Raw genomic sequence first — 26,645 nt, forward strand, 5'->3', positions numbered from 1 at the left:
TGCCAAGTCATTTCGATCCAAGGAATTTTTCGTCCATGCCGTACTGCCAAACAGGCGGAGCAACCGCGCCGCTCTAGCCGTATCTAAAGAGGCGTGATCGATGCGCCGACCGATTGAGACTGCACCCAGGGACGGAGAAGACATCTGGGTGGAAGATGCGACCGGGGTCGTTGACGTCGCTCGCTGGTCGCCTCAAGCAGGCAAATGGGTCTCCAAAGACGGCGCTCCAATCGACGCTGAGCCGACCCATTGGTATCCCGAAACTGAGGACACCGACCCAGACGGCGGACCATTGGGCAATCCGCTCGCAGCGGCTCTCATTTTGCTTCCTGCGATCCTGATTGGAGCGGCTTTACTGGGTGTGTTCGACACTTTCGGCGCACGAGCGATTCCGGAAAGGACGCAAATCGGCGGCGAGAATGCCCTCAGCTCCGACCAACGGCCGGAAATAGGGGCGGGGTCGCAAGCTCTCCTGCAGCGCGAAGCGAGCGGAGCCCTGACGTACACGGTGCCGGCGGGCATGGTGCAGCCTGAGCCATGGCCCGATCGAGATGCTTTGCACAGTAATGCGCGCGCCAGTGAACTGGACGGGGCGCGCAAGGAACTTGAGCAGGCGGTCCAGCACGCCCACGCTGCAAAGATTACGGCGGACGAGTTGCGGCAGTCGCTGCAACAGGAGCAGGCGCGCAACGCTGCGCTCGCGAACGAAGTTGCTGAGTTCCGCCGCGAGATCGATGCCCGCGACGCAGGATCGCGGAAGGCGGAGGATGTGGCCGCGCAGCAGAGAGAGGCGGCGCAGCGGGAGATCGCGGAACTAGAGCAGTCTCTGCAGCGCGAGCGGGAAAATAGCGCCGTCCGCGCAAGGCAGGTGAACGCCGCACAGGCAGCAGCAGCGAGCGCTGAGCAGGAGCGCCACGAGACGCAGTTGCGCGCCGCCGCGCTCGCGAGCGAACTCGCCGGAATGCCTCGCCGATTGCTTATGACGGAAGCTGCGACCCCGGAGCAAAGCCAGGCGGCGGGGCCGGAGATTGCCGAACTGCGGCAGGCCCTGCAGCAAGAGCAGGAAAAGAACGCCGTTCTCGTCACGGAAGCCAAAGCAGCGCAGGCAGCAGCTGCCGATGCCGATCAACAACGCCGCGCTCTCGAAGCGGCTCAGGCGCACGCCGCTGCGCTGGAGAGCGAACTTGCCGAAGTGCGCCGGGAGATCGAAGCCCGCAACGTGCAATTGCGCGAGGCCGAAATTGCGACCTTGCAGCAGAAACAGGCGGCGAAACGAGAGATCAGTGAACTGCGGCAGACGCTGAAACAGGAGCTGAGCAAAACCGAGGCCAGGGAGACAGATCTTGCACCGGGGTGGCGCTCCACCCATGAGCGCGTCCTCGCCGAGCAAGCAAATGACGCCCCGGTCTTGCCGGCGACGCGGAGCGTGGAAGTGGCGGAGCCACCGACCGCCGCGGTCCAGAACGAGGCGGAGGCCCGTTTGATCCCGCGTGCCAGGGCGCTGCTCGATCAGGGAAATATTGGTGCAGCACGCATCGTACTCGAGCTCGCGGCTGAGAAAGACATTGCGCAGGCGAGTTTCATGCTCGCCGAGACCTACGATCCGGCGGTTCTATCCGCCTGGGGCACTTATGGAACTCGCGGCGAAGCGGCCAAGGCGCGCGAACTCTACGCGAAGGCAGACAGGGGCGGGATTCGCGAAGCGAAGGAACGGCTGGATGCGTTGCGACCCTGAGAATGGGCTTCTTGCAGTCCGAGAGAACGAAAGCCTGCGATGGCTGAGCCGGAAGGGAACGACATGAACAAGGCGCCAAAGTCACGCTCGTTGCTCCTGCTTACCTGGTTGGTGCCGGTCGCCATGATGCTTCAAACGGCCTGCTTGGAAGCGCAAACGGCGAGAAATGCCAAGGCCGATGCACAGCTCGTCCGACGGCCGCTTCCGAACGAGAACGAAAAGGACCGGATGAACGCCTGGACGGTCGGGCTCGCCGGAGGCCTGCTCGAGGGCGCGCCGATCCGCCTCGCCGCAGAAATGGCTCGCGTCGTCGACGACGGAGCAGACCTGCATCTCCTGCCGATCGTCACCCGGGGGGCCACCGACAATCTGAATGCGCTGCTCTATTTGCGCGGCGTCGACACAGCCATCATCAATTCCGACGCGCTCGAGGAGTATAAGATCCAGGCACCGCAGATCCGAAGCCGCATCACCTATCTGCTCAATCTCTTCCCATCCGAGCTGCACATTTTTGTGCGGCCTGAAATCACAAGCCTGCAGGATCTTGTCGGCAAGAAGGTGAACTTCAACACCCTGGGAACTGCGGCCGCCTATTCAGGACCACTGATCTTCAGCCGTCTCGGGATCGATGTCGAAAAGACATTCATCCCGCATCAGCTTGCCCTGGAACAGATGCGCAAAGGCGAAATGTCGGCCGTGGTGTTCATCACATCGAAACCCGTCGACGCCTTCGTAAAGGGCCGCTGGGAGGCTGGATTCAAGTTCCTCCCGATCCGTTACGACAAGATGTTCGAGGACTATTATCTGCCCGCGACCTTGGACGCCAATGAGTATCCTAATCTGATCAAGCAGGGTGAGCGGGTCTCGACCATCGCGGTCCCGACAGCGCTTGTCGCTTTCAACTGGCCGCCAGGCTCCAATCGCTACCAACGCGTGGCTCGCCTTGTCGAGTACCTGTTCTCGCGCATCGACCGCCTGCAGGCACCAGGCTTCGATCCGAAATGGCAGTCGATCAATCTTGCGGCATCCGTCCCGGGTCTCACCCGCTTCCAAGCCGCGCAGGAATGGCTGGATCGCAAAGCGCGCAGCGTACAGGCGAGGCCATGAAGACTGCCGCTCCTCCGCTCGCTGTCGCCTTCAACGTCGCCTGCGGTATCGCCTACGCGCAAAGCACGAGCGATCCCATGGAAACACTTAGGGCTTGTTCGGCGATGGAGGGACAAGCCCGGCTGGAATGCCTGCAAGACTTATCGCGCAAGATTCCACCGTCCAGTCGGGGCAGCCGGGATGCTGGCTGGATCGTCAGCGAGACGACTTCGCCAGTCGATTATCTGCCGGTCGTCACCGCCACCGCCACTTCTGTCGGCAGCTCGGATGGCGCCGCGATGCAGCTCGCAATCCACTGCCGCAGAGGCCGCACGGAAGTCATAGTCGCCGGACCGGCGCTGTCACGCAGCGCCAACGAATACGTCATCTCCTTTCGGCTGAATGCGGATACGCCAATGCAACTCGCAGCAGCGTCGCCGTCATTCGGCTCCGGCGTCGCCTTCGGGGGCGACGTCGTAAAGCTGTTAAGCTCACTGCCCGACGACGGTCACATCGTTGTGAGCCTTTTCACCCGCACTGGCCCGGCGCAGGACGGACAATTCCTGCTCAGCGGATTCGAAAACGTGCGCAAGAAAATGGCGGCTGCATGCAAATGGCCACATGCCGTCGCAAGACCGGGTAGGTGATGGTCAGGAATTGGGAGACACGAGATGATCAATCCAAGATTGGTGATGGCAGTCATCGGCGGCTTGACGATGCTGCTTCTGGTCGGACCAGGCGCGCAGGCGCAGCAGGACACCCAGTGGATCCCGCAGGCGCGCGAGAAGAGCCAGGCGAGCAACCCGAAGCATCCGGGTGGACAGAAGCAGGTGAGCAAGCCGCGGCAGAACCACGCGATCAGGCAGGATCCTCCGAACAGCACGAAGATGGCTCAGGCTACGAAGACCGAGAGTGCGAAAAAGCCGCACCGGCTGGTGCTGCAGGTCAATTCCAACGAACCTGCGATGATGAACCTCACGCTCAACAATGCGAGCAACGTCGCGCAATACTATCGCGATCTCGGTGAACCAGTGTCGATCGAGGTCGTCACCTTTGGTCCAGGCCTTCACATGCTGCGCGATGACACCTCGCCGGTAAAGCCGCGCATCGAGGTGCTCGCGATGAGCCATCCCGAAATCTCCTTTAAAGCCTGTGGCAACACGCAGGAAAACATGCGCAAGGCGGAGAACAAGGACATAAACCTGATTCCACAGGCCACGATCGTCAAATCCGGCGTCGTCCGCGTCATGGAGCTGCAGGAGCAGGGCTGGAGCTACGTCAAACCGTGAGGTCCGGCGGCAAACCGGAGAGGGCGTGCGTTCGCGGGCTGTGGATTTGGGAGGCCAACCCTAAAACTGATACCGCCTCAGTCCCCCGTCCACCGGGATCACCGTGCCCGTGATGTAGCGCGCCACCGGCGAGGCCAGAAACACCGCGAGTGCGGCCAGATCCTCCGGTTCGCCCCAATAGCCGACCGGGATTTCCTCTTCCGCAAAGCGCTCGCGATAATCAGGCGCGTAGTTGCGGCGGATCTGCTCGCTCATGATGCGGCCGGGCGGGATGCAGTTGATGGTGATGCCGTGCTCGCCGATCTCGCGGGACAGGCCCTTGGCCCAGGCGTGCACGGCGGCCTTGGCGGCGAACGCCGCGTTGAGCCCTTCCGGCTCGGACTTGCCGGTGATGTTGACGATGCGGCCCCATTTGCGTTCGATCATCTGCGGCAGCAGCGCATGCGCGATGCGGCGGTAGCTGGTGAAGTTCAGCGCGATCGCCTCGTCCCATTTGCTGTCGGGGGCATCGACCGGCAGGGGGCGGCTGCCGCCGGCATTGTTGATGAGGATGTCGACATGGCCGAGCTCCTTCAACGCAAAGGCTGCGATCCGCTCCGCCGCGTCCTTGGCCATCACGTCCTGCTCGAATGGGCTGATCAGCCCGGAGCCTTCCTCCTTCACCAGCTCGGCGAGAAGATCGGTGCGCCGCGCCACGCCGACGACACGCACGCCCTCGGCGGCGAGGCCCTTGGCGATGGCCCGGCCGATGCCGATGCTCGCGCCGGTGACGACAGCGGTTTTCGATTTGAGCCCGAGGTCCATGGTCACACGCTCTCTTGTCTGGTTCTTGCTTATTGCTGTTCGTTTCCTGCCCGTCCCGCGGGCCTTGCGAATTGCCTGAGCGGGACGAGCAGTGGTAACCAAGAGCGACGTTGAAGGAAACACGAAAAAGAAAAAGGCGTTGAGCGATGGTCTGGGATCCGCAGCAATATCTGAAATTCTCCGGCCACCGGCTCCGGCCCGCCGTAGACCTCTTGATGCGGATTCCGGATTTTGGCCCGCGCGAGATTGTCGATCTCGGCGCGGGCGCCGGCAACGTGACGAAACTGATCAGGGAGCGCTGGCCGACTGCGACGGTGACCGGCGTCGAGGGCTCGGCGGAGATGGTTGCCGCCGGCCGCAAGGCTGCACCGGACGTGGAATGGTCGCATGAAGACCTTGGACATTGGAGTCCGGCGAAGCAATATGATTTGGTCTATTCCAATGCCGCACTGCACTGGTTGCCCGATCATAAGGCGCTGTTTCCGTCGGTGATGGCGAAGGTGAAGCCCGGCGGCATGCTTGCGGTGCAGATGCCGCGCAACTTTCTGGCGCCGTCGCATGTGCTGATCGGTGAGACCGCGCTCGATGGTCCGTGGCGATCCAAGGTCGAGCATCTCGTGACGCCGCCGCCGGTGGAGGGGCCGGCTTTCTATCACGATCTTCTTGCGCCGATGTCGGCCAGCATCGACATCTGGGAGACCGAATATCTGCAGGTCGTCGAAGGCGAGAACCCCGTCAAGGAATGGACCAAGGGGACCTGGCTGACGCGCTATCTCGACGTGCTCGCAGGCGAGGAGAAGATCGCATTTGAAGCTGCCTATGGCGCGCGGGTTGCGAAGGCCTATCCGAAGAATGCGGCGGGGCAGACCCTGTTTCCGTTCCGCCGCCTCTTCATGGTTGTGCAGCGGAAGAGCTGATGCACTGCCGCAATGCGACATAAGGGCTCGTTCCCAACCACGGAAGCAACTGCCGGGTTGCGTAGACAGCGCTCGTCAAGATAGCTTGGCTGCGGCAAATTGGGCTTAGGTCTAGTTGTTCGGCCTGCGGATTGCTGCCACTACTGACCTGCAAAACAAAAAGCACCCGGCTTGTCTGGGGTTGTTAGGGAGGCTTCATGCGTAAACTGCTTCTTGCGGTCGCGGCGGCTGCGCTGATTCTGGCCCCTGCCGCTGCGCAGGCCCAAACTCCAATCGTCATCAAGTTCAGCCACGTCGTCGCCAACGACACCCCGAAGGGGAAGGGCGCGCTGAAGTTCAAGGAGCTCGCCGAGAAATATACCGACGGCAAGGTCAAGGTCGAAATCTACCCGAACTCCACGCTCTACAAGGATAAGGAGGAGATCGAGGCGCTGCAGCTCGGCTCGGTGCAGATGCTCGCGCCCTCGACCGCGAAATTCGCGCCGCTCGGCATCAAGGAGTTCGAGGCGCTCGACTTGCCCTGGCTGTTCAAGGACGATGCGACCTATTCCAACGCGATGAAGGGCACGGTCGGCAAGTGGCTGTTCCAGAAGCTCGAGGCCAAGGGCATCACCGGGCTGGCTTATTGGGACAACGGCTTCCACATGCTCTCCGCCAACCGTCCTCTGGTGAAGCCGACCGATTTTCAGGGCTTGAAGGTCCGCATCTCCGGATCGAAGGTCGCGGACCAGTATTTCCGCCTGCTCGGGACGATCCCACAGATCATGGCGTTCTCCGAAGTCTACCAAGCGCTCCAGACCGGCGTGGTCGACGGCTGCGAGAACACCGCTTCCAACTATCTGACGCAGAAATTCTACGAGGTGCAGAAGGACATCACCGTGTCCTATCACGCCCATCTGCAATATGCCGTCATCGTCAATGCGAAGTTCTGGTCGGGCCTGCCGCCCGACATCCGCACCCAACTCGACAAGGCGATGGCGGACGCGACCGACTACACCAACTCGATCGCGCGGCAGGAAAACGAGGACGCGCTGGCCGAGATCAAGAAGACGGGCAAGACCACGCTGCATTATCTGACTGACGCGGATCGCAAGGCATGGCAGGAAGCGATGCAGCCGACGTATAAATGGGCAAAGGGCCGAGTCGGGCAGGAAGTGCTCGATCTCGTCGCCAAGGAACTCGACGTCAAGATGAACTAACGGCCGCGCCCTGACGAGAGCAACGGCAACGGTCGGGCGTGATCGCACTCCCGGCCGTTTCGCTCTTGAATGGACGAGCCAATGCTGGGGGGACGAAGTTGCTGCGTGTGCTGAATCGTGTGCTCGATCATCTCGAGGAATGGCTGATCGCGACGATGATCGCGGCTGCGACGTCGCTCATCTTCGTCGCCGTGCTGCACCGCTACGGCGCCGGCCTGTCGATCGACATCGCCAAATGGGCGGAAGCCCGTAATCTTTCCTTCCTCGCCGTCCCGGCGCGCGCGGCGTTCGTCTGGCTTGCCGCGCTCGATTTGTCCTGGGCGCAGGAACTCTGCATCTACATGTTCATCTGGATGGCGAAATTCGGCGCCGCCTACGGCGTGCGGACCGGAATCCATGTCGGCGTCGACGTGCTCGTCAACATCCTGCCCGGCGGATCGCGCCGGCGCGTCATCACCTTCGGGCTGTTGTGCGGTGCTCTCTTCACCGCCATCGTCGCCTATTTCGGCGCCGCGTTCGTCGGGCAGATGTGGCAGACCGGCCAGCAGTCCAACGATTTGGAAGCACCGATGTGGATGGTGTATCTCACCATCCCGATCGGATCCGGCCTGATGTGCTTCCGCTTCCTGCAGGTCGCCTGGTCGTTCCATCGCACCGGAGAGCTGCCGCATCACGACATGGCCGGCGTCGAGGGCGTGGAGGTGGACCCGGTGCATCCGGCCCCGGTCACGCCCAGCCAGGTCGTCCGGGACGAGCGCAGCCCGCTCGGCTGGATTCTGATGCTGCTGCCGGTGCTGATCGTCGCCATCTGCTTCGCTCATTCGGCTCACCTCATCACGCTGCCGCAGGGCTTGCGCGTCTTCATCGTGTTCGCACTGCTGCTCTCGCTGATGTTGACGGGCATGCCGATCTCGATCGCGCTTGGTCTCACCGTGCTCAGCTTCATGTTCACGCTGACCGACGTGCGAACGGAATCGGTGGCTCTGAAGCTGTTCACCGGCATCGAGAACTTCGAGATCATGGCGATCCCGTTCTTCATCCTCGCCGGCAACTTCCTGACTCATGGCGGGGTGGCGCGGCGGATGATCACCTTCGCGACCTCGCTGGTCGGCCATTGGTACGGCGGTCTCGCGCTGTCGGGGGTGGTGGCCTGTGCGCTGTTCGCCGCGATTTCCGGCTCCTCGCCGGCGACCGTGGTGGCGATCGGCTCGGTGATCCTGCCGGCGATGGTCGCACAAGGCTTTCCGAAGAGGTTCGGCGCGGGCGTGATCACGACGTCGGGCTCGCTCGGCATTCTCATCCCGCCGTCGATCCCGATGGTGCTCTACGCCGTCTCCACCAACAGCTCGGTCGGCAAGCTCTTCATCGCCGGCATCATCCCGGGATTGGTCCTGGCCACGCTGCTCGGCGCCACGACATTTTATCGGGCCTGGCGCAACGACTATCCGCGGATGCGCAAGGCAACGTTGTTCGAGCGCTTCGATGCCTTCCGCAAGTCGATCTGGGGCATCCTGCTGATCGTGATCGTGATCGGCGGCATCTACAGCGGCCTGTTCACCCCGACCGAAGCTGCCGCCGTCAGTGCGGTCTACGCCTTCATCGTCGCGGTGTTCATCTACAAGGACCTGAAACTGAGCGACGTGCCGCGGGTGCTGCTGTCGTCGGCAAATCTGTCGGCGATGCTGCTCTACATCATCACCAACGCCGTCTTGTTCTCGTTCCTGATGACCTACGAGAACGTGCCGCAAGCGCTGGCACAATGGATGATCGACCAGGGCTTGGGGTGGATCGGCTTCCTGCTCCTCGTCAACCTGCTGCTGCTGCTGGCCGGCAACGTGATGGAGCCATCCTCGATCATCCTGATCATGGCCCCGATCCTGTTTCCGGTCGCGATCAAGCTCGGCATCGATCCGATCCATTTCGGCATCCTGATGACGGTCAACATGGAGGTCGGCCTGTGCCATCCGCCTGTCGGCCTCAACCTCTACGTCGCCTCGGGCATCGCCAAGATGGGCATCACCGAGCTCACCGTCGCGGTGTGGCCATGGCTGCTGACGATGCTGGGATTCCTGGTGGTGGTGACGTATTGGCCCGGCCTGTCGCTGTGGCTGCCGCGCTTGCTGGGGATGTAGCGGCGCGAGCGATGGACGCGCCCCTTGTGGGAGAGGGTGGCTTCACGAAGCGAAGCCGGGTGAGGGGGCTCTCTCCTCACGACCAGTCTTGCCAATGGAAAGAACCCCTCATCCGGCGCTCCGCACCACCTTCTCCCACAAGGGGAGAAGGGAAGAGAACACCGTCCCGGGAGGAGCGAGCATGACTGAACCCAGCAGCGAGCCGAAGGACGCGAGCGCGTCCGTCATCACGCAGCAAGCGGCGATGCTCACCGCGCTGCCGTTTTCCGACACGCGGGATTTCGACGATGCCGCGCGCGGCTTCCTTGGCACGATCGAGGATGCGGCGATCACGAACCCGCAGGGGCGGACGGTCTGGAGCCTTGCGCCCTATGGCTTCCTGGCGGACGAACAGGCGCCGCCCACGGTCAATCCGAGCCTGTGGCGGCAGTCGCGTCTCAACATGCAGCACGGCCTGTTCGAGGTCGTGCCCGGTGTCTACCAGGTGCGCGGGCTCGACATCGCCAACATGACGCTGATCGAGGGCGACAGCGGCGTCATCGTCGTCGACACGCTGACCTCGATCGAGGGGGCACGGGCCGCGCTCGATCTCTACTTTAGGCATCGCGGCCTGAAGCCGGTCGCCGCCGTCATGTTCACCCACACCCACACCGACCACTGGGGCGGCGCGCGCGGCGTGCTGGAGGAGGACGCGCTCGCCGCCGGCCGTGTGCCGATCATCGCGCCGAACCTGTTCATGGAGCACGCGGTGTCCGAGAACATCATCGCAGGCCCCGCGATGCTGCGGCGGGCGCAGTACCAGTTCGGGCCGCTGCTCGCCAAAGGGCCGCGGGGTCAGGTCGATTGCGGGCTCGGCAAGTCGATGGCGGCAGGCTCGGTCGCGCTGCTGCGCCCGACCGATTTGATCATGGCGACCGGCGACAGGCGCGTCATCGACGGCGTCGAATTCGAATTCCAGATGGCCCCGAACAGCGAAGCGCCGGCGGAGATGCACTTCTTCATCCCGCGCTACAGGGTGTTGAACCTCGCCGAGAACTGCACGCACAATTTCCACAATCTGCTGCCGTTCCGCGGTGCAGACGTGCGCGACGCGCTGGCCTGGTCGAAGTACCTCAATGAGGCTTTGCAGCTCTGGGACGGCAAGGCGGAGGCGATGTGCGGCCAGCATCACTGGCCGGTGTGGGGAGCTGAGCGTATCGGCACGATGATCCGGCAGCAGCGCGATCTCTACAAATTCGCGCATGACCAGACCATCCGCCTGATGAATCACGGCCTCACCGCGGCCGAGATCGCCGAGACGATCCAGTTGCCGGAGAGCCTGGAGGGTGCCTGGCATGGCCGCGGCTATTACGGCCACATCCGGCACAATGTGAAGGCGATCTACCAGAAATATCTCGGCTGGTACGACGCCAACCCGGTCAATCTCGATCCGCTGCCGCCGGTGGAGTCGGGCAAGAAATACGTCGAGTATATGGGCGGAGCGGATGCGATCCTCGCGCGGGCGCGTGCGGATTTTGACAAGGGCGAGTTTCGTTTCGTGGCGCAGGCACTCGGCCATCTCGTCTTCGCCGAGCCGGACAATGCGGCGGCGCGCAGTCTGCTGGCCGACACGCTGGAGCAGCTCGGTTACGCCGCCGAAAGCGCGACCTGGCGCAACGCCTATCTGTTCGGCGCGCAGGAATTGCGCCAGGGCATGCCGAAGGTGCCGGCGCGCCCGCCGATGCCGCGCGAGACGCTGGCGGCGCTGCGCACCTCCCAGCTCTGGGACGTGCTCGGCATCCGCCTCAACGGTCCCAAGGCCGAGGGCAAGCACATCGTGCTGAACTGGAGCTTTTCGGATACCGGCGAGACCTTCGTGCTCAATCTGGAGAACTGCGCGTTGACCTATACCGAGGGTGTGCAGGCGGAGGGCGCCGATGCCAGCTTCACGCTGGCGCGCGCAACGCTCGACGAGGTGATCGCCAAGCTGACCAGCTTTCCGGAAGCGGTCGCCGCCGGCAAGGTGAAGCTGTCGGGCAACCCCATGAAGCTCGCCGAGCTTATGGGCCTGATGGACGAATTCCCAAGGATGTTCGAGATCGTCGAGCCGAAGCGGGCGGTGGTGAGGTAGGGGAGGTCGTGTTGACGCGCTGAGGGCGCGTCACACCCCGCTGTCATCCCCGCGAAGGTGGGGACCCATAACCCCAGGGAGAGGTTTAGGCGCGAGCTGGTCACTCCGAGTCTTCGCCAAACAACGTCCTGTGGTTATCGCGACGAGCGCAAGCGCTCGCGCGGGCGTCCCGGATCGGCGCGCGCTTGGGGCGCGCTTGTCCGGGACGACAGCTGAGGGTCTGGCACTTTACTCCGCGCTGCTCACCAGCTTGATCCGCGGCGCCTTTTCCTCGGCGAGGCTGCGGTAGGCCGCGAGATAGTCCAGTGCCATCCGCCGCGCGGTGAAGCGCGTCTCGAACTGCCTGCGGATCGCGGTGCGGTCGAGTTGCGCGAGGCGGCCGACGACGCCGGCTGCGCTGAGCACGTCCTCGACGATGAAGCCGGTCAGCCCCTCGTCGATGATTTCAGGCACCGAGCCACGGTTGAAGGCAACGACCGGCGTTCCGCAGGCCATGGCTTCGATCATCACGAGACCAAACGGCTCCGGCCAGTCGATCGGCAGCAGAAGGCCGAGCGCGCCGCTCAGGAATTCCGACTTCTCGTGATCGCTGATCTCACCGATGAACTCAACCAGCGGATTGTTCTCGATCATCGGCCGGATCAGCTCGTCGTAGTAGTCCTGATCGGCACGATCGACCTTGGCCGCGATCTTTAGCGGAATGCCGCAATGGGTCGCGATCTTGATGGCGCGGTCGACGCCCTTCTCGGGCGCGATGCGGCCGAGCACGGCGAGGTATTCCTGTTTCGCCGGCTTCGGCGTCAGCAAATTCTCCGGAAGACCGTGATGGATCGTCGTCACCCAGTTCGCCTGCGGCACCGGCCGTCGCTGCGCATTGGAGATCGAGATGACGGGCATCTTGGAGAAGGTGTTGAACACCGGCTGATGCTCCGGCAGGTCGAGCCGGCCGTGCAGCGTGGTCAGGAACGGCGTCGGCTGCCGGTGGAACAACGACCACGGATAATAGTCGAGATGGAAGTGCAGGAAGTCGAACTCCTCGTCGTCACATTTTTGCCGCACACGCTCCAGCAGCACCATGTGCAGTGCATTGGGGTCACGCACGGAACCGTCGAGACGGAGCGCCTTCGGCCACAACGCATCCAGCTTGGCCGAGGTCTGCGAGTCGCCACTGGCGAAAAGCGTCACGTCGTGCCCGAGGGCCACCAGTTCTTCCGTCAACCAATGCACCACCCGCTCGGTGCCGCCATACAGCTTGGGTGGAACAGCCTCCGTCAACGGAGCAACCTGCGCGATGCGCATCTCACCATCTCCTTTGTGCGATCATGATCGTAGAAAGCCCCCGCGTGCCGGCACCGGCAATGCCAGCCAAGGGAACGTTCCCGCACTTGCGAAGTTCCTTCCTCCGAACGTTACTTATTAGACACGTCCGGTTTCGTCGCGATGCTGCCATCACATCTTCGCAGATCGCCCGCATCCGCATGTCGTGATGACGTTGCCCGGGAACCGAGGCGAACTGGTCGATGTTCAGTCGATCAGTAACAAAATGAAGATCAGCAGAACGGGGCGATAGCCATATGGATCAACTTTCTGGATATGCGCGCAGGCCATTTGCCTTTGTCTTGCGCTATCTTCGGATGCGAATGGCATCGCATCTGGTGATCCTGACCGCGGTCGTTGGAGCGGTTGCCTGCTCCGTAGGCACCCAGTATGGGGTCAAGTCCCTTGTCGACGCCTTGTCTGCGGGTCCTTCGCAAGGCGGTGGCGTATGGCTGGCATTCATTTTACTCATGTCGCTGATCACCGCCGACAACTTCCTCTGGCGTATCGCGAGCTGGACGGCGAGCTTCACCTTCGTTCGCGTCACGGGTGATTTACGGCGTGACATATTTCGTCATCTGACCGGCCACGCGCCGAGCTACTTCTCGGACCGGATGCCCGGGATGCTGACGAGCCGCATCACGGCGACGTCGAACGCGGTGTTCACGGTCGAGAACATGTTCGTCTGGAACGTGTTGCCGCCCTGCATTGCCACAATTGCGGCAATCGCCTTGATTGGAACCGTCAGTCCTTACATGGCGCTCGGCCTGATCGTGATTGCCGGCGGCATGGTGCTTGCCATGTTCCGTCTCGCCGCCGCCGGCAAGCCGCTGCATGACGACTTCGCCGACAAGGCCGCCGTGGTCGACGGCGAGATGATCGACGTCATCAGCAACATGCCCTTGGTGCGGGCCTTCTGCGGCATCGGCCATGAGCACGAGCGGTTCGACGCCACGGTGAACCGGGAGCTCACCGCTCGCGGCCGCAGCCTGCGTTACCTGGAGAAACTGCGGCTCACGCATGCCGGCGTGACCGTGCTGTTGACGGTGGCGCTGATGGCCTGGGCCATCACCCTCTGGCAGAAGGGTGAGGCGACCACCGGCGACGTGGTGCTGGTCTGCACGCTCGGCCTTTCGATTCTCAATGCGACGCGCGATCTCGCGGTGGCGCTGGTCGACGTCACCCAGCACGTCGCGCGGCTGACCGAGGCGATTGCCACGCTGCTGGTGCCGCACGATCTGCGCGATCACCCCGACGCCGAGCCGCTGGTGAAGAGCGGCGCGGCGATCGCGTTCAACAACGTCACCTTCGGCTATCCCGGGGCTGAGAAGATCTTCGAGCGGTTCAGCCTGCGGCTCCAGCCCGGCCAGCGCGTCGGCCTGGTCGGCCAGTCCGGCGGCGGCAAGTCCACGCTGTTCACGCTGCTGCAGCGATTCTACGATGCCGACGAGGGCAACATCACCATTGATGGCCAGGACATTTCGATGGTCACGCAGCTCAGCCTGCGCGAGGCGATCTCCGTCGTGCCGCAGGACATCTCGCTGTTTCATCGCTCCATCCGCGAGAACATCCGCTACGGCCGCCCGAACGCGACCGACGACGAGGTGCTGCGCGCGGCGATCGCGGCGCGCTGCGATTTCGTCGAGAGCCTGCCCGATGGTCTCGACACCATGGTCGGCGACCGCGGCGTCAAGATGTCCGGCGGCCAGCGCCAGCGCATCGCCATCGCGCGTGCCTTCCTCAAGGACGCGCCAATCCTGCTGCTGGACGAGGCCACTGCGGCGCTCGACAGCGAGTCCGAGGAAGCGATCCGCGAGGCGCTGTCGCGCCTTATGCGCGGCCGGACCGTCATCGCGATCGCGCACCGGTTGGCGACGCTGCGCAATTTCGACCGCGTGGTGGTGCTGAAGCATGGTAAGATCATCGAGGACGGCTCGCCGGAGCGTCTGATGCAGGGCCACGGGCCATATCGTGAGCTGGTCACGCGGGAAATGAGCCGGCTCGCGCAAGCCGCCGCGTAAAGCCACAGTCGCGTTCTCGAGTCGGTTGCGTTTCGAAACAAGCGCAGGGGAGCAGCTCATGTCGGCCGAAGCCGTAGCCCAATTCGTCTCCGTGACGCGCACCTCCGAACAGGTTGCGGAACAGCCTTTCTACATTCCCATGACCGGGCCGTCGGCCCGGCCGCGACGGTCCCTGAAGCACGACGACACCTTCATCGTGCTCGACAGCCATGGCGACATCGGCGCCTCCGCCGGCGGGCCGGACGGTCTGTTTCACTACGACACGCGCTATCTGGCGCGGCTGGAGCTCGTGCTCGACGACCTCCAGCCGCTGCTGCTCGGCTCCAATCTGCGCGACGATAATTCGTCGCTCACCGTCGATCTCACCAATCCCGACATCTACCGTCAGGGCCGCCTCGTCTTCCAGAAGGACCTGCTGCACATCGTGCGCACGATCTTCCTGTGGCGCGGCACGGCCTATCAGCGCATCGGCGTGCAGAACCACGGCGAAGGGCGGGCCAGTTTCGAGCTGACGCTGCTGTTCGACAACGACTTTGCCGATCTGTTCGAGGTCCGCGGCGAGCGCCGCCCGCGCCGCGGGACCGGCACGAGCAAATTGCTCGGGCCGACCGACGTCCTGTTCGAATATCGCGGCCTCGACGACACCGAGCGCACCACGGGCCTGCATTTCGACCCGCGTCCGACGCGGCTGTCGGTGAATGCCGCGACCTGGCAGATCGAGCTGGACCCGCACGAATCCAAATCGCTGTTCGTCGCCGTATCCTGCAACCGGCCGGTCGCGGAGAAGCCCGCACGCTTCTTCAGGGGCCTGCTCGCCCATCGCCGCGAGATGCGCCGGTCCACGATGGGCGCCGCCAGCATCGAGACCTCGAACAACATCTTCAACGAGGTGCTGTGCCAGGCCATGGCCGACCTCAACATGCTGATGACGGAGACGCCGCAGGGGCGTTATCCCTATGCCGGCATTCCCTGGTACTCGACGACGTTCGGCCGAGATGGCCTGATCACCGCGCTCCAGATGCTGTGGGTCGATCCGCGCGTCGCCAAGGGCGTCTTGCGCCGGCTTGCGCATTTCCAGGCCAAGGCGGTGGATCCGCTCGCCGATGCCGCGCCCGGCAAGATCCTGCATGAGATGCGCGGCGGCGAGATGGCGGCGCTGCGCGAGGTGCCGTTCGCGCAATATTATGGCAGCGTCGATTCGACCGCGCTGTTCGTGCTGCTCGCCGGGAGCTATTTCGAACGGACCGGCGACGAGAAGACCTTGATCGAGCTATGGCCGGCGATCGAGGCGGGGCTGGCCTGGATCGACGGTCCCGGAGATCCGGACCAGGACGGCTTCGTCGAATACCAGCGCGCGACCGAGAAGGGGCTCGCCAACCAGGGCTGGAAGGACTCGTACGACGCGATCTTCCATGCCGACGGCCAGCTTGCCGAAGGCAATATCGCGCTCGCCGAAGTCCAGGGCTATGTCTACGCCGCCAAGCAGCTCGCCGCGCGTTGCGCGCTGAGGCTCGGCAAGCCCGACCGTGCGCGCAAGCTCGAGGCCGAAGCCAGGACGCTGGCTGAGCGCTTCGAGGAGGCGTTCTGGTGCGAAGAGCTCGGCAGCTACGCTCTCGCCCTCGACGGCAAGAAGCGGCCCTGCAAGGTGCGGACATCGAACGCCGGCCAGGTGCTGTTCAGCGGCATGATCCGCGAGGACCGTGCCCGCCTCGTCGCCGCCGATTTGATGCGGCCGCATTTCTTCTCGGGTTGGGGCATCCGCACGGTCGCCGTCGGTGAGGTGCGCTACAACCCGATGTCCTATCATGACGGGTCGATCTGGCCGCACGACAACGCGCTGATCGCGCTCGGGCTCGCGCGCTACGGCCTCAAGCATTCGGTCGCGCATGTCTTCAAGGGGCTGTTCGACGCCGCCACCTATATGGACCTGCGCCGGTTGCCCGAATTGTTCTGCGGCTTTCGGCGCGAGAAGCGCCGCGGCCCGACGCTCTATCCGGTCGCCTGCGCGCCGCAGGCCTGGGCCAGCGCGACGCCGTTCACGCTGCTGGAGGCGGCGCTCGGCATCGAGTTCGACGTGGCGCGCAACGAGATTCGCCTGCGCAACCCGCATCTGCCGGCGTTCCTCCACGAGGTGATCCTGCGCGATCTCAGGCTCGGCGGATCCAGCGTCGACCTTCGTGTCAGCCGACACGGCGACGACGTGGCACTGGAAGTCTTGCGCACGCGCGGCCAGATCCAGGTCTCGATCGTGCTGGCGCGCTAGCGGCGCGCAGGGAGAGTGTCATGCGTGCGATCGGAGCGTTGATCCTTGGCATAGCCATCGTCGCGGGCCTGGCGGTGACCACATCGCGCGCCGCGGACGAGCCGCCTGCAGGGCCGAGCGAGGCGAAAGCGCCGACGGCACCGTCGCCGACCTCGGCCGTCCCGGTCACGCCGAAGGACGCCGCGCCGCCGCCGTCGGTGACCATCATCGGCGCGAGCGAAGCCCATGGCGTCCTCGGCCGCGACGTACGCAGCGCCGCGGATGAGGACATGGGCCGCATCGTCGACGTCATCGTCGATCGCGGCGGCCATGTCCGCGCCGCGGCCATCGATTTCGGCGGGTTTCTCGGTGTCGGCAGCCGCAAGATCGTGGTGGACTGGAACGCATTGCGCTTCGGCAAGATTGTCAACAAGAAGGACAGCATCACGCTGGAATTGACCAAGGCGCAGGTCGCAGCCGCGCCGGAATACAAGGAAGACACGCCGATCGTCGTGCTCGGCGCGTCCGGCAGCCTTCAACCGCTGCAAGCGATCCAGTGAGGTGCCGGGAGGGCTGACCGCCTGTGCTGTTGTCGAGGAAGCCGAACCATGCAGATCGTGACGGCCGCGCCGAGCAGGACTACGTCGCCGCGCCAACGGCCGTGGGCATTCCTGCGCCGTCGCGCCAAAGCCTGCGCGGTCTCGACTGGTTCATCTTCTTCCTCGCCGACGTGCAGACCGGATTCGGTCCCTTCATCGCGGTCTATCTGACGACCCAGAAATGGACCCAGGTCGAGATCGGCCTTGTGCTGTCGATCGGCGGCATCGTCGCGTTGATCGGGCAGATGCCCGGCGGGGCGATCATCGATGCCGCGAAATCGGAGCGACTGGTCGCCGCCCTCGCAATCGCGACCATCGGCGCTTGCGCGCTGGCCTATGCCGCGATGCCGATCTTTCCCGTGGTGGTGGCCGCGGCCACCCTGCACGCGGCGGCGAGCTGCGTGCTGGGGCCGGCGATTGCGGCGATCAGCCTTGGCCTCGTTGGCCCGCTCGCGATCGGCGAGCGGCTCGGCCGCAACGCGCGCTTTGCCTCGCTCGGGAGCGGCGTTGCCGCGGCGGTGATGGGCACCGTCGGTTATCTCCTGTCGAGCCGCGCGGTGTTCCTGGTCACCTTCCTGCTCGTGATTCCGACCCTGATCGCGCTCTCGCGCATCCGCGAGCACGAGGTCGACATCGCGCGCTGTCACGGTGAGATGCCGCGCGAGGCGGCCGAGCGTGGCGACACCAATATCTGGCACCTGATCCGGCAGCGGCCGCTCATCATCTTCGCCCTCAGCGTGCTGCTGTTGCAGCTCGCGAACGCCGCGATGATGCCGCTGATGGCGAGCGCGGTGACGGCGCGGTCCGCCCAATGGGCGACGGTGCTCGTCGCCTTTTGCATCGTCGTCCCGCAGGCGATCGTGGCGCTGCTGTCGCCGACGGTCGGGCGCAAGGCGCAAGCGTGGGGCCGGCGGCCGCTGCTACTGATCGGATTCGGCGCGCTGACGATTCGCGGCCTGCTGTTTGCGACCGTGCGCGATCCGTATCTGCTGGTCGCGGTGCAGGTGTTCGACGGCCTCACGGCGGCGGTGTTCGCGGTGATGATTCCGCTGATCGTCGCCGATGTCGCCTTCGGCAGCGGCCATTTCAACCTGGCACAGGGCATCGTCGGCACCGCGACCGGCATCGGCGCATCTTTAAGCACCGCGCTCGGAGGCTATGTCAGCGACAAGTTCGGCAATGCGACCGCCTTCATCGGGCTGTCCGGCGTTGCCGCGACCGGGCTCCTGCTGGTTCTTTTCGTGATGCCGGAGACGCGGCGCACGGCATGATTCGCCAGCCAAAGAAAATGGCCGGCCGAAACGCGTTCGGCCGGCCAAGTGGGTAGGGAGGAGGAAGAATAGCGAAGATCAGGCGTCGAGATGTTGCAGGCGCTGGCGGTTGCGCAGCACGATCTGGCGGGCGCCGGAGAAGCCCAGAATGCCCTGGGCGTGAAGCTGCGACAGCGCGCGCGACACGGTTTCGAGGGTGAGGCCGAGATAGTCGCCGATGTCACGGCGGCACATCGGCAGCGCCATCATGCCGGCAACGGCGAGGCGGCGGTCCATTTCGAGCAGGAAGGTCGCAACGCGCTCCATCGCGGTCTTGCGGCCCAGCAGCAGCATGTGGTCCTCGGCATGACGCAGCTCGCCAGCGGTCATCGCCCAGAGCTTGCGGGCGACCTGGACGTCGGTGCCTGCGGCCTTCTCGAGGCTGGCGCGCTTCACGAGGCGCACGGTGGTGTCGATGATGGCTTCGGCAGCAAGGCGGTGAGCGGGACCGGATTCGAGGCCGAACACGTCGCCGGGAAGATGGAAGGCGCCGATCTGGCGGCGGCCGTCGGACAGGAGCTTGTAGCTGCTCACTGCGCCGGACACGACCTGGTAGACATATTCCGCCGGCTCGTCTTCGCCGTAGATTTCCTCGTCCTTGCGGTAGGAGAACTCGGTGGCGACGAGGCCGACATGGCCGGTGATGGCGCCGAACTGGTCGGTGACGGGATGGGCGGGGGCGATCTTGCCAACAATCTGGGTGTTGATCGCCTGGGTGTTGAGGGTCTGGGTGAGCATCTGCGCCATCTCCGTTGTGATGACGCTTTGGTACGCGGTATCGGGGGCTTCGAAAATTTCGAGCGATATCTTAAGGGGGTCTACCTACGTAGAATCCCGTAGGTCACGCGCGGGGGCTGTCCTGAATGGCGCGGCGGATGCGCTTGACCAGGTTTTCGTCGAGAAGCGGCTTCAAAACCACGTCTTTGACGCCCGCAGCTGCCGCCCGGGTCGAAATGTTCTCGTCCGGATAGCCGGTAATCAGGATCACGGGCGTGCTGTCGTCGGCCTCGCGCAGGCGGCCTGCCAGCTCGATGCCGTTGATGTCCGGCATCTTGTAGTCGATCACGTAGCAGTCCGCCCCGCGCGAACCGCCGGCGTTGAGCAACGCAGTGCCGCTCCTGAAGGTCCGCACGGCAAAGCCGTCGGTTTCCAGCAGGAAACGCAGAGAGCCCAGGACGGCGGCATCATCGTCGACCACGTAGACAATGGGGAGCGATGAGGACGACGGCCGCTCATAATGTGAACCGACCTCGATCATGCTCCTTGGCTAGCACGGCGCCGGGAAGTAGCCTTGACTTGCCTCAATCCGGCTCGTTCTCAGTCGTTGAGCATGCCGGCTCGCATTGCGAGGCGGACCAGTTCCGACAGGCTGTTGGCTTGCATCTTGGTCATGACGTTGGCGCGGTAGACCTCAATGGTGCGCGGGCTGATGTCGTATTCGCGGGCGATCAGCTTGTTGGACAGGCCCGCGATCAGCCCTTCCATGACCTGGCGTTCCCGGGGGCTCAAGGAGGTGACGCGGGCGGCGATGTCCTGCGTGACGGCCTCGCTCTTGGCGGCGGGCTCGGCCTGGCGGATCGCCGATTCGATCATGGTGGTGAGGCGGTCGTCCTCGAACGGCTTTTCGAGGAAGTCGACCGCCCCCAGCTTCATCGCCTCGACCGCGAGGGGCACGTCGCCGTGACCGGTCATGATCAGGATCGGAAACGGGCTTTGCTGCGCCTTCATCCGCTTGAGCAGCTCGATCCCGTCGAGTCCCGGCATGCGCACGTCGGAGACGACGCAGCCGAAGGCGAGGCCGGGCAGGGCGTCGATGAAGCTCTGCGCATTGTCGAACAGCGTGACGCCGAAGCCGGCGGAATCCAGCAGGAAGTTCAGCGAATCCCGCATCGCCGCATCGTCGTCGATGACGTAGATATGTCCCTTGGTGGTCATGAATCGGTTCTCGTCAGTCAGTTCTCGGCGGTGGCCGGCAGGGTGAAGCGGAAGGTCGCGCCGCCCGATGCATTGCTCTCGGCCCACATGCGACCGCCGTGAGCCTCGATGATCGAGCGGCTGATGGACAGTCCCACGCCCATGCCGGTTTCCTTGGTGGTGAAGAAGGTCTGAAACAGGTTTGGCATGACGTCGCCCTGGAAGCCGGAACCGGTGTCCGAGACCTCCACCTCGATCATGTCGTCGGCGACACAGGCGTTGGCGACGACGAGCTCGCGGCGCGGCGATTGCGCCATCGCCTCCAGTGCATTGCGGAACAGATTGACCAGCACCTGCTGGATCTGCACCCGGTCGGCGAGGACGAGATCGGCGTCGGGATCGAGGCTGAAGCGGAGCTGCACGCTCTGCTCGCGCGCGCCGGCGAGCCCGAGCGCGCCGGCCTCCTCGATCAGCTTGGACAGGCTCTCGACCCGCTTCTCCGACTCGCCGCGGGAGACGAAGTCGCGCAGGCGCCGGATGATCTGGCCGGCGCGCAAGGCCTGCTCCGCCGCGCGATCCAGCGCGCTTTCGATCTTCGGCGTGTTCACGTCGGTGCTGCCGGCGAGCAGCCGCCGCGATCCCTTCATGTAGTTGCTGATCGCGGCCAGCGGCTGGTTGAGCTCGTGGGCGAGCGCGGAGGCCATTTCGCCCATCGCGGTCAATCGCGAGACGTGGACCAGCTCGGATTGCAATTCCTGGAGCCGGGCCTGGGTCTGCTGGTGCTCGGTGAGGTCGCGGACGAATCCGGTGAAATAGGGCTCGCCGGCGGATTCCATCTCGCCGATCGACAGGTGCATCGGAAAGGTCGTGCCGTCGCGGCGCTTGCCGGTCACGATGCGGCCGATGCCGATGATGTGCGGATCGTTGGTGGAGCGGTAGCGGGCGATGTAGCCGTCGTGGCGGGTGCGATCGGGCTCCGGCATCAGGATGCTGACGTTTTTGCCGATCGCCTCGTGCTCGGACCAGCCGAACAGGCGCTCCGCGGCCGTACTGAAGAGCTGCATGATGCCGTGGCCGTCGATGACGATCATGGCGTCGGGAATGGTCTGGAGGATCGAGCGGAGGTGGGTCTCGCGCGTGCGCAGCGCCTCCTCGACCTGCTTTTCCTCGTCGATGTCGAGAAAGATGCCGCTGAGATGACGCGCGGCGCCGGCTTCGTCCCGAATGAGTCCGGCCCGGGCGCGGATCCATTGCCCGCTGCCCGAGGCATTCGCGACCTTGAACGACACGTCGAAGCTGCCGCCACGCTCGGAAACGCGCTTGATCGCGCTTTCGACCCGTTCTCTGTCCGTCGATTGAAGCCGCGACAGAAAGAGGTCGTAGCTCGCCGGCTGGTCCAGTTCGACCCCGAGCAGAGCCCTGGCGGTCTCGGACCAGTCCAATTCCCGTGTGGCGAGGTCGAGATCCCAGGTGCCGACGCCAAACCCTTCGATCCGAACGAGAAAACGTTCGCCCCGGCCGTCGTCCTGCGAGTGCGTTACGCGGGTCGGCGACAAATGATGCTCCTCATCCTGATGCGGCGGCTCCGGACGCGGTTACCGCTCCCCTAATGTCGCCTAAGGCCGGGCTGGAGGCAAGTTCTGTCGGCTTGCCGATTGACGGCAAGTCGGGCGCCGGCGCCCTCCTTGATCTATCTCATCCCGATGTCCGGAAGCGGGCGTAACTTTCACCAAAGTTTTTGCACTGGAGAATTCCGATGACATACGCGACGGTGATGGTCAGCCTGGCGCTCGACCAGCCCAACGAAGCGCGTCTTCAGGTCGCGGGCGAGCTCGCCGAGCGATTCGAGGCAGCCATCGTCGGGGTCGCCGCGGCCCAGTTCGCGCCGCCGCTCTATTTCACTGACGGCGCCGAGGCGCAAGCACTGATCGACGAGGGCGAAGCTTCGGTCAAGCGGCGGCTGGCTGGCCTCGAGGCGCAATTCCGCGCCGCCACGAAGAATCGCGGCGGACATGCGGAGTGGCGCAGCGCCATGGACTTTCCGGCGCGATTCGTCCTGGCGCAGGCGCGCTGCGCCGACATCGTGGTCAGCGGCGGGCAGAGCCCGGCCTTCTCCGATGCGTTCGCGCTCGCGAGCCCCAAGGACCTGGTGATGCAGGCCGGCCGTCCGCTTCTCGTCGTCCCCGACCGGGCCAACTGGCTCGACCTGCGCAGCGTGCTGGTGGCGTGGAAGGACACGCCGGAGGCCCGGCGGGCGGTGTCCGACGCGCTGCCGATGCTGCGCAAGGCGAGGGACGTCACCATCACCACAATTCCGGAGCGCGACGACGACCGTTCGGTCGTGATGGCCGGCGTCACCGACGTTGCCGCCTGGCTCGCCCGCCACGGCGTCACCGCGACCGCGCGCATCTACGAAGGCACCCGGAACGAAACCGCGGCCGCACAATTGGAGAAAGTCGCCGGCGACGTCGATGCCGGCCTGATCGTTGCGGGCGCCTATGGCCATTCGAGGTTTCGTGAACTGATCCTGGGAGGCGTCACCCAATATCTGGTCACGCAGACCGCCCGCAGCGTGCTGCTGTCGCACTGACGGCCGGCCGGAATCGAATCGAGGAGGACGCGCCGTGTACAGATTTCTTGAACAGACGGTCGACGGCTACATGACGCGCAACGTCAAGGCGGTGCAGCGCGACCGTGACCTGCTCGAGCTCAGCGAGATGTTCGAGACCGATGATTTCAACTCCTATCCGGTCGAGGACGACGGGCAGGTGGTCGGCATCGTCACCAAGTTCGACATCCTGAAGTGCTTCGCCTTCACGCCGAGCCAGATGCTGCCCCGCTATCACGACCTGATGAGCCGCAAGATCGGCGATGTCATGACGCCCGAGTTCATCTATGTCAGCCCCGACACGCGACTGACGCGCGTGCTCCAGATCATGGTGGAGCACCGTATCAGGAGCATCATCGTGCTCGACGGTGCGCAGAAGCTGGTCGGAATCATCGCCCGCGAGGACGTCATCGCGGCGCTCAAGGCGACGGCGCGCGACTGACGGAATACGCCTGATCGGAATCCGTTATCGCCTCCGTGATTTTACGGAGGCCGCTCCCCTTTGTACGTCGCGCCGGAGCGAAGCTCCGGCGATGGCGCCGAATGAGGGGCTCCTTCCGCGGAAAAACGTCCGATGCGGAGCCGCCCCACCCAAATGAGCTTGCTGCACGGTCGTCGCTGCCCCTCGCAAGGGGAACCGTAACCGGCTGCGCGCAGACGTCCGGAAGAAACCAACAGGATCGTCGCCGGCTACGAAGAACTTAAATGCCTGTCTTGATTTCAATCAATTCCCGGTGAGGGTGGATGTGGTTTCTGGCGCTGTGTTCTTTCAGAGAGAATCCGCATGAGCCAGCCCTCCATTTCCAAATCCATGACCATCGGTGAAAGCGGCCTGGCTGTCGTGTTCGCAGTCACCGCCTTCCTCTGCGTGATCGCCTCGGCCAAGGCGCTCGATGCGCCCTTCGCCTTCCATGCCGCGCTCAGCGCGGCGGCGAGCCTTGCTGCGGTCTTCGTCATCGTCAACCGCTACCTCGACCGTCCGGCGGCGCTGCCGCCGGCGGAGATCAACGGGCGCCCCAACTACAACATGGGCCCGATCAAATTCTCCTCCTTCATGGCGATGTTCTGGGGCATTGCCGGCTTCCTCGTCGGTCTCCTCATCGCCTCGCAACTGGCCTGGCCCGCGCTGAACTTCGATCTGCCCTGGACCAGCTTCGGCCGCCTGCGGCCGCTGCACACCTCCGCGGTGATCTTCGCCTTCGGCGGCAACGTGCTGATCGCGACCTCCTTCTACGTGGTGCAGAAGTCCTGCCGCGCGCGCCTCGCCGGCGATCTCGCGCCGTGGTTCGTCGTAGTGGGCTACAATTTCTTCATTCTGATCGCCGGCACCGGCTATCTGCTCGGCGTCACCCAGTCGAAGGAATATGCCGAGCCGGAATGGTATGCCGATTTGTGGCTGACCATCGTCTGGGTCGTCTATCTGCTCGTCTTCCTTGCCACCGTCATCAAGCGCAAGGAGCCGCACATCTTCGTCGCGAACTGGTTCTATCTCGCCTTCATCGTGACGATCGCGGTCCTGCATCTCGGCAACAACCCGGCGCTTCCCGTCTCGGTGTTCGGCTCGAAGTCCTACGTCGCCTGGGGCGGCATCCAGGACGCCATGTTCCAGTGGTGGTACGGCCACAACGCGGTCGGCTTCTTCCTGACCGCCGGCTTCCTCGCCATCATGTACTACTTCATCCCGAAGCGCGCCGAGCGGCCGATCTATTCCTACCGGCTGTCGATCATCCACTTCTGGGCGCTGATCTTCCTCTACATCTGGGCCGGCCCGCACCATCTGCACTACACGGCGCTGCCGGACTGGACGCAGACGCTCGGCATGACCTTCTCGATCATGCTGTGGATGCCCTCCTGGGGCGGCATGATCAACGGCCTGATGACGCTGTCGGGTGCCTGGGACAAGCTGCGCACCGATCCCGTGCTGCGCATGCTCGTGGTCTCCGTCGCCTTCTACGGCATGTCGACCTTCGAGGGCCCGATGATGTCGATCAAGGTGGTCAACTCGCTCAGCCACTACACCGACTGGACCATCGGCCACGTGCACTCAGGCGCGCTCGGCTGGGTCGGCTTCGTCTCCTTCGGCGCGCTTTACTGCCTGGTGCCGTGGGCCTGGAATCGCAAGGGGCTCTACAGCCTGAAGCTCGTCAATTGGCACTTCTGGGTCGCGACCCTCGGCATCGTCCTCTACATCTCGGCGATGTGGGTGTCCGGCATCCTCCAGGGCCTGATGTGGCGCGCCTACACCTCGCTCGGCTTCCTCGAATATTCCTTCATCGAGACCGTCGAGGCGATGCATCCCTTCTACATCATCCGCGCCGCCGGCGGCGGGCTGTTCCTGATCGGCTCGTTGATCATGGCCTATAACCTCTGGATGACCGTTCGTGTCGGCGAACAGGAAGTCCAGATGCCCGTCGCTCTTCAGCCGGCGGAATGAGGAGTTCCACCATGTCGTTCTGGACACGCCACCAAATCTTCGAAAAGAACTCGATCATCCTGATCGTCGGCATCCTGCTGGTGATCGCGATCGGCGGTCTCGTCGAGATCACCCCGCTGTTCTACCTCAAGAGCACGATCGAGAAGGTCGACGGGGTCAGGCCCTACACGCCGCTGGAGCTGGCGGGCCGCAACGTCTACGTCCGCGAGGGCTGCTATCTCTGCCACTCGCAGATGGTCCGCCCCCTGCGCGACGAGGTCGAGCGCTACGGCCACTTCTCGCTCGCCGCCGAGAGCATGTTCGACCACCCGTTCCAGTGGGGCTCCAAGCGCACCGGTCCGGATCTCGCCCGCGTCGGCGCCAAATATTCCGACGACTGGCACGTCACCCATCTGACCAACCCGCGTGCGATCGTGCCGCAGTCGGTGATGCCGGGCTATTCGTTCCTCAGCCACAGCGAGGTCGATCCGGACACGATCGCCGACCACATGCGCACGCTGAGGACCGTCGGTGTGCCCTACACGGACGACCAGATCGCGAGCGCCAGCGCCGATCTGAAGGCCCAGGCCGATCCGGAGAATGCCGGCGCCGACGCCTTCAACAAGCGCTACGCCAAGGCCGCCGTGCGCAATTTCGACGGCAAGACCGGCACGCCGACCGAGATGGACGCGCTGATCGCGTACCTGCAAATGCTCGGCACGCTGGTCGACTTCAAGATCTACAACGAGAAAGCCAATCTTCGCTGAGAAGGCATGAACGATGAAAGCTATCCTGTCAGTCCATAATCTAGCGTCCGAGCTCGTGACGACGATCTGGACGCCGGTGTTCGTCGCGATCTTTCTCGCGATCATCGCCTACGCATTTTGGCCCCGTAACAAGGCTGTTTTCGATGAAGCAGCGCACCTGCCGTTGCGGGAGGAGTGAGAGA

At 64.2% G+C, this 26,645-nt stretch carries 23 protein-coding genes and 1 pseudogene; 18 read left to right on the forward strand and 6 right to left on the reverse strand.

Translation table 11 applies throughout. The features are described from left to right. Positions 1–148 precede the first annotated feature (148 nt). From AABA84_RS29760 to AABA84_RS29775, 4 genes are read left to right on the forward strand one after another with little or no spacing between them, the layout of a single operon-like run. Positions 149–1,735, forward strand: coding sequence for a hypothetical protein (locus AABA84_RS29760; protein WP_338313927.1), 1,587 nt, complete (start codon positions 149–151; stop codon positions 1,733–1,735). 39 nt (positions 1,736–1,774) lie between these two features. After that, positions 1,775–2,842, forward strand: a complete 1,068-nt coding sequence (locus AABA84_RS29765) for a TAXI family TRAP transporter solute-binding subunit (RefSeq protein WP_246550178.1) — start codon at positions 1,775–1,777, stop codon at positions 2,840–2,842. After that, positions 2,839–3,468, forward strand: a complete 630-nt coding sequence (locus AABA84_RS29770; protein ID WP_338309167.1) for a hypothetical protein — start codon at positions 2,839–2,841, stop codon at positions 3,466–3,468. Before AABA84_RS29765 ends, AABA84_RS29770 begins: the two co-directional genes overlap by 4 nt. A gap of 24 nt (positions 3,469–3,492) precedes the next feature. Next, positions 3,493–4,110: a DsrE family protein gene (locus AABA84_RS29775; protein ID WP_338313928.1), complete on the forward strand. Its 618-nt coding sequence runs from the start codon at positions 3,493–3,495 to the stop codon at positions 4,108–4,110. A 60-nt stretch (positions 4,111–4,170) separates the two neighbouring features. Here the strand turns inward: AABA84_RS29775 and AABA84_RS29780 are convergent, their stop codons facing one another. After that, the gene (locus AABA84_RS29780; protein WP_338314000.1) at positions 4,171–4,914 is read right to left on the reverse strand and encodes an SDR family NAD(P)-dependent oxidoreductase; all 744 of its coding nucleotides are present in this window, start codon (positions 4,912–4,914) and stop codon (positions 4,171–4,173) included. A 146-nt stretch (positions 4,915–5,060) separates the two neighbouring features. On the opposite strand from AABA84_RS29780, the gene AABA84_RS29785 reads away from it, so the two are divergent. From AABA84_RS29785 to AABA84_RS29805, 5 genes and pseudogenes are all read left to right on the forward strand, one after another. Further along, entirely contained in the window at positions 5,061–5,831 is a 771-nt protein-coding gene (locus tag AABA84_RS29785) for a methyltransferase domain-containing protein (RefSeq protein ID WP_338313929.1), read from the forward strand. Between the two features lie 197 nt (positions 5,832–6,028). After that, complete coding sequence (locus AABA84_RS29790; RefSeq protein ID WP_212247842.1) at positions 6,029–7,030, forward strand: DctP family TRAP transporter solute-binding subunit; 1,002 nt, start codon at positions 6,029–6,031, stop codon at positions 7,028–7,030. Between the two features lie 155 nt (positions 7,031–7,185). After that, positions 7,186–7,662 (forward strand): annotated as a pseudogene (locus AABA84_RS29795) (TRAP transporter small permease); the annotation flags it as partial. 219 nt (positions 7,663–7,881) lie between these two features. Next, positions 7,882–9,162 (forward strand): TRAP transporter large permease, encoded by a 1,281-nt coding sequence (locus tag AABA84_RS29800; RefSeq protein ID WP_246550205.1) that lies wholly within the window; start codon positions 7,882–7,884, stop codon positions 9,160–9,162. Positions 9,163–9,343: 181 nt separating this feature from the next. Next, positions 9,344–11,272, forward strand: coding sequence for an alkyl/aryl-sulfatase (locus AABA84_RS29805; protein ID WP_338313930.1), 1,929 nt, complete (start codon positions 9,344–9,346; stop codon positions 11,270–11,272). Positions 11,273–11,500: 228 nt separating this feature from the next. Here AABA84_RS29805 and AABA84_RS29810 read toward each other — a convergent pair whose 3' ends face one another. Continuing rightward, positions 11,501–12,571, reverse strand: a complete 1,071-nt coding sequence (locus AABA84_RS29810) for a glycosyltransferase family 4 protein (protein ID WP_212247849.1) — start codon at positions 12,569–12,571, stop codon at positions 11,501–11,503. A gap of 275 nt (positions 12,572–12,846) precedes the next feature. On the opposite strand from AABA84_RS29810, the gene AABA84_RS29815 reads away from it, so the two are divergent. The 4 genes from AABA84_RS29815 to AABA84_RS29830 are packed head-to-tail and all read left to right on the forward strand — an operon-like array spanning position 12,847 to position 18,722. Continuing rightward, positions 12,847–14,610, forward strand: coding sequence for an ABC transporter ATP-binding protein (locus AABA84_RS29815; protein WP_212247850.1), 1,764 nt, complete (start codon positions 12,847–12,849; stop codon positions 14,608–14,610). Between the two features lie 58 nt (positions 14,611–14,668). Further along, on the forward strand, positions 14,669–16,873 hold the full coding sequence (locus AABA84_RS29820; RefSeq protein WP_212247851.1) for an amylo-alpha-1,6-glucosidase: 2,205 nt from the start codon (positions 14,669–14,671) through the stop codon (positions 16,871–16,873). A gap of 20 nt (positions 16,874–16,893) precedes the next feature. Further along, entirely contained in the window at positions 16,894–17,412 is a 519-nt protein-coding gene (locus AABA84_RS29825) for a PRC-barrel domain-containing protein (protein ID WP_212247853.1), read from the forward strand. A 23-nt stretch (positions 17,413–17,435) separates the two neighbouring features. Further along, positions 17,436–18,722, forward strand: a complete 1,287-nt coding sequence (locus tag AABA84_RS29830) for an MFS transporter (protein ID WP_212247854.1) — start codon at positions 17,436–17,438, stop codon at positions 18,720–18,722. A gap of 78 nt (positions 18,723–18,800) precedes the next feature. Here the strand turns inward: AABA84_RS29830 and AABA84_RS29835 are convergent, their stop codons facing one another. The 4 genes from AABA84_RS29835 to fixL form a co-directional block, all read right to left on the reverse strand. After that, on the reverse strand, positions 18,801–19,499 hold the full coding sequence (locus tag AABA84_RS29835) for a helix-turn-helix domain-containing protein (RefSeq protein WP_162307431.1): 699 nt from the start codon (positions 19,497–19,499) through the stop codon (positions 18,801–18,803). A 103-nt stretch (positions 19,500–19,602) separates the two neighbouring features. Next, positions 19,603–20,019, reverse strand: a complete 417-nt coding sequence (locus tag AABA84_RS29840) for a response regulator transcription factor (protein WP_212247855.1) — start codon at positions 20,017–20,019, stop codon at positions 19,603–19,605. Positions 20,020–20,078: 59 nt separating this feature from the next. After that, positions 20,079–20,696 carry a response regulator FixJ gene (gene fixJ, locus AABA84_RS29845; protein WP_212247856.1) on the reverse strand — a complete coding sequence of 206 codons (618 nt, stop codon included), beginning with the start codon at positions 20,694–20,696 and terminating at the stop codon, positions 20,079–20,081. A gap of 17 nt (positions 20,697–20,713) precedes the next feature. After that, a complete protein-coding gene (gene fixL, locus AABA84_RS29850; protein ID WP_212247857.1) occupies positions 20,714–22,231 on the reverse strand; it encodes a sensor protein FixL in 1,518 nt (505 codons plus the stop codon). A 200-nt stretch (positions 22,232–22,431) separates the two neighbouring features. Here fixL and AABA84_RS29855 point away from each other — a divergent pair, with 200 nt between their 5' ends. From AABA84_RS29855 to AABA84_RS29875, 5 genes are all read left to right on the forward strand, one after another. After that, a complete protein-coding gene (locus tag AABA84_RS29855; protein ID WP_212247859.1) occupies positions 22,432–23,265 on the forward strand; it encodes a universal stress protein in 834 nt (277 codons plus the stop codon). A gap of 34 nt (positions 23,266–23,299) precedes the next feature. Further along, the gene (locus AABA84_RS29860; RefSeq protein ID WP_028143087.1) at positions 23,300–23,725 is read left to right on the forward strand and encodes a CBS domain-containing protein; all 426 of its coding nucleotides are present in this window, start codon (positions 23,300–23,302) and stop codon (positions 23,723–23,725) included. Positions 23,726–24,067: 342 nt separating this feature from the next. Further along, entirely contained in the window at positions 24,068–25,717 is a 1,650-nt protein-coding gene (gene ccoN, locus AABA84_RS29865) for a cytochrome-c oxidase, cbb3-type subunit I (protein WP_212247861.1), read from the forward strand. Positions 25,718–25,728: 11 nt separating this feature from the next. Then, positions 25,729–26,463, forward strand: a complete 735-nt coding sequence (ccoO, locus tag AABA84_RS29870) for a cytochrome-c oxidase, cbb3-type subunit II (RefSeq protein WP_212247868.1) — start codon at positions 25,729–25,731, stop codon at positions 26,461–26,463. A gap of 13 nt (positions 26,464–26,476) precedes the next feature. Continuing rightward, the gene (locus AABA84_RS29875) at positions 26,477–26,641 is read left to right on the forward strand and encodes a cbb3-type cytochrome oxidase subunit 3 (protein WP_018322742.1); all 165 of its coding nucleotides are present in this window, start codon (positions 26,477–26,479) and stop codon (positions 26,639–26,641) included. Positions 26,642–26,645 lie beyond the last annotated feature (4 nt).

Source organism: Bradyrhizobium sp. TM239 (genome assembly GCF_036247985.1).
Lineage (GTDB): Bacteria > Pseudomonadota > Alphaproteobacteria > Rhizobiales > Xanthobacteraceae > Bradyrhizobium > Bradyrhizobium ottawaense.

Coding starts and splice junctions, on each gene's coding strand:
- AABA84_RS29765 (WP_246550178.1), top strand. CDS start 1,775: ATGGCTGAGCCGGAAGGGAACGACATGAACAAGGCGCCAAAGTCACGC.
- AABA84_RS29770 (WP_338309167.1), top strand. CDS start 2,839: ATGAAGACTGCCGCTCCTCCGCTCGCTGTCGCCTTCAACGTCGCCTGC.
- AABA84_RS29775 (WP_338313928.1), top strand. CDS start 3,493: ATGATCAATCCAAGATTGGTGATGGCAGTCATCGGCGGCTTGACGATG.
- AABA84_RS29780 (WP_338314000.1), bottom strand. CDS start 4,914: ATGGACCTCGGGCTCAAATCGAAAACCGCTGTCGTCACCGGCGCGAGC.
- AABA84_RS29785 (WP_338313929.1), top strand. CDS start 5,061: ATGGTCTGGGATCCGCAGCAATATCTGAAATTCTCCGGCCACCGGCTC.
- AABA84_RS29790 (WP_212247842.1), top strand. CDS start 6,029: ATGCGTAAACTGCTTCTTGCGGTCGCGGCGGCTGCGCTGATTCTGGCC.
- AABA84_RS29805 (WP_338313930.1), top strand. CDS start 9,344: ATGACTGAACCCAGCAGCGAGCCGAAGGACGCGAGCGCGTCCGTCATC.
- AABA84_RS29810 (WP_212247849.1), bottom strand. CDS start 12,571: ATGCGCATCGCGCAGGTTGCTCCGTTGACGGAGGCTGTTCCACCCAAG.
- AABA84_RS29815 (WP_212247850.1), top strand. CDS start 12,847: ATGGATCAACTTTCTGGATATGCGCGCAGGCCATTTGCCTTTGTCTTG.
- AABA84_RS29820 (WP_212247851.1), top strand. CDS start 14,669: ATGTCGGCCGAAGCCGTAGCCCAATTCGTCTCCGTGACGCGCACCTCC.
- AABA84_RS29825 (WP_212247853.1), top strand. CDS start 16,894: ATGCGTGCGATCGGAGCGTTGATCCTTGGCATAGCCATCGTCGCGGGC.
- AABA84_RS29835 (WP_162307431.1), bottom strand. CDS start 19,499: ATGCTCACCCAGACCCTCAACACCCAGGCGATCAACACCCAGATTGTT.
- AABA84_RS29840 (WP_212247855.1), bottom strand. CDS start 20,019: ATGATCGAGGTCGGTTCACATTATGAGCGGCCGTCGTCCTCATCGCTC.
- fixJ (WP_212247856.1), bottom strand. CDS start 20,696: ATGACCACCAAGGGACATATCTACGTCATCGACGACGATGCGGCGATG.
- AABA84_RS29855 (WP_212247859.1), top strand. CDS start 22,432: ATGACATACGCGACGGTGATGGTCAGCCTGGCGCTCGACCAGCCCAAC.
- ccoN (WP_212247861.1), top strand. CDS start 24,068: ATGAGCCAGCCCTCCATTTCCAAATCCATGACCATCGGTGAAAGCGGC.
- ccoO (WP_212247868.1), top strand. CDS start 25,729: ATGTCGTTCTGGACACGCCACCAAATCTTCGAAAAGAACTCGATCATC.
- AABA84_RS29875 (WP_018322742.1), top strand. CDS start 26,477: ATGAAAGCTATCCTGTCAGTCCATAATCTAGCGTCCGAGCTCGTGACG.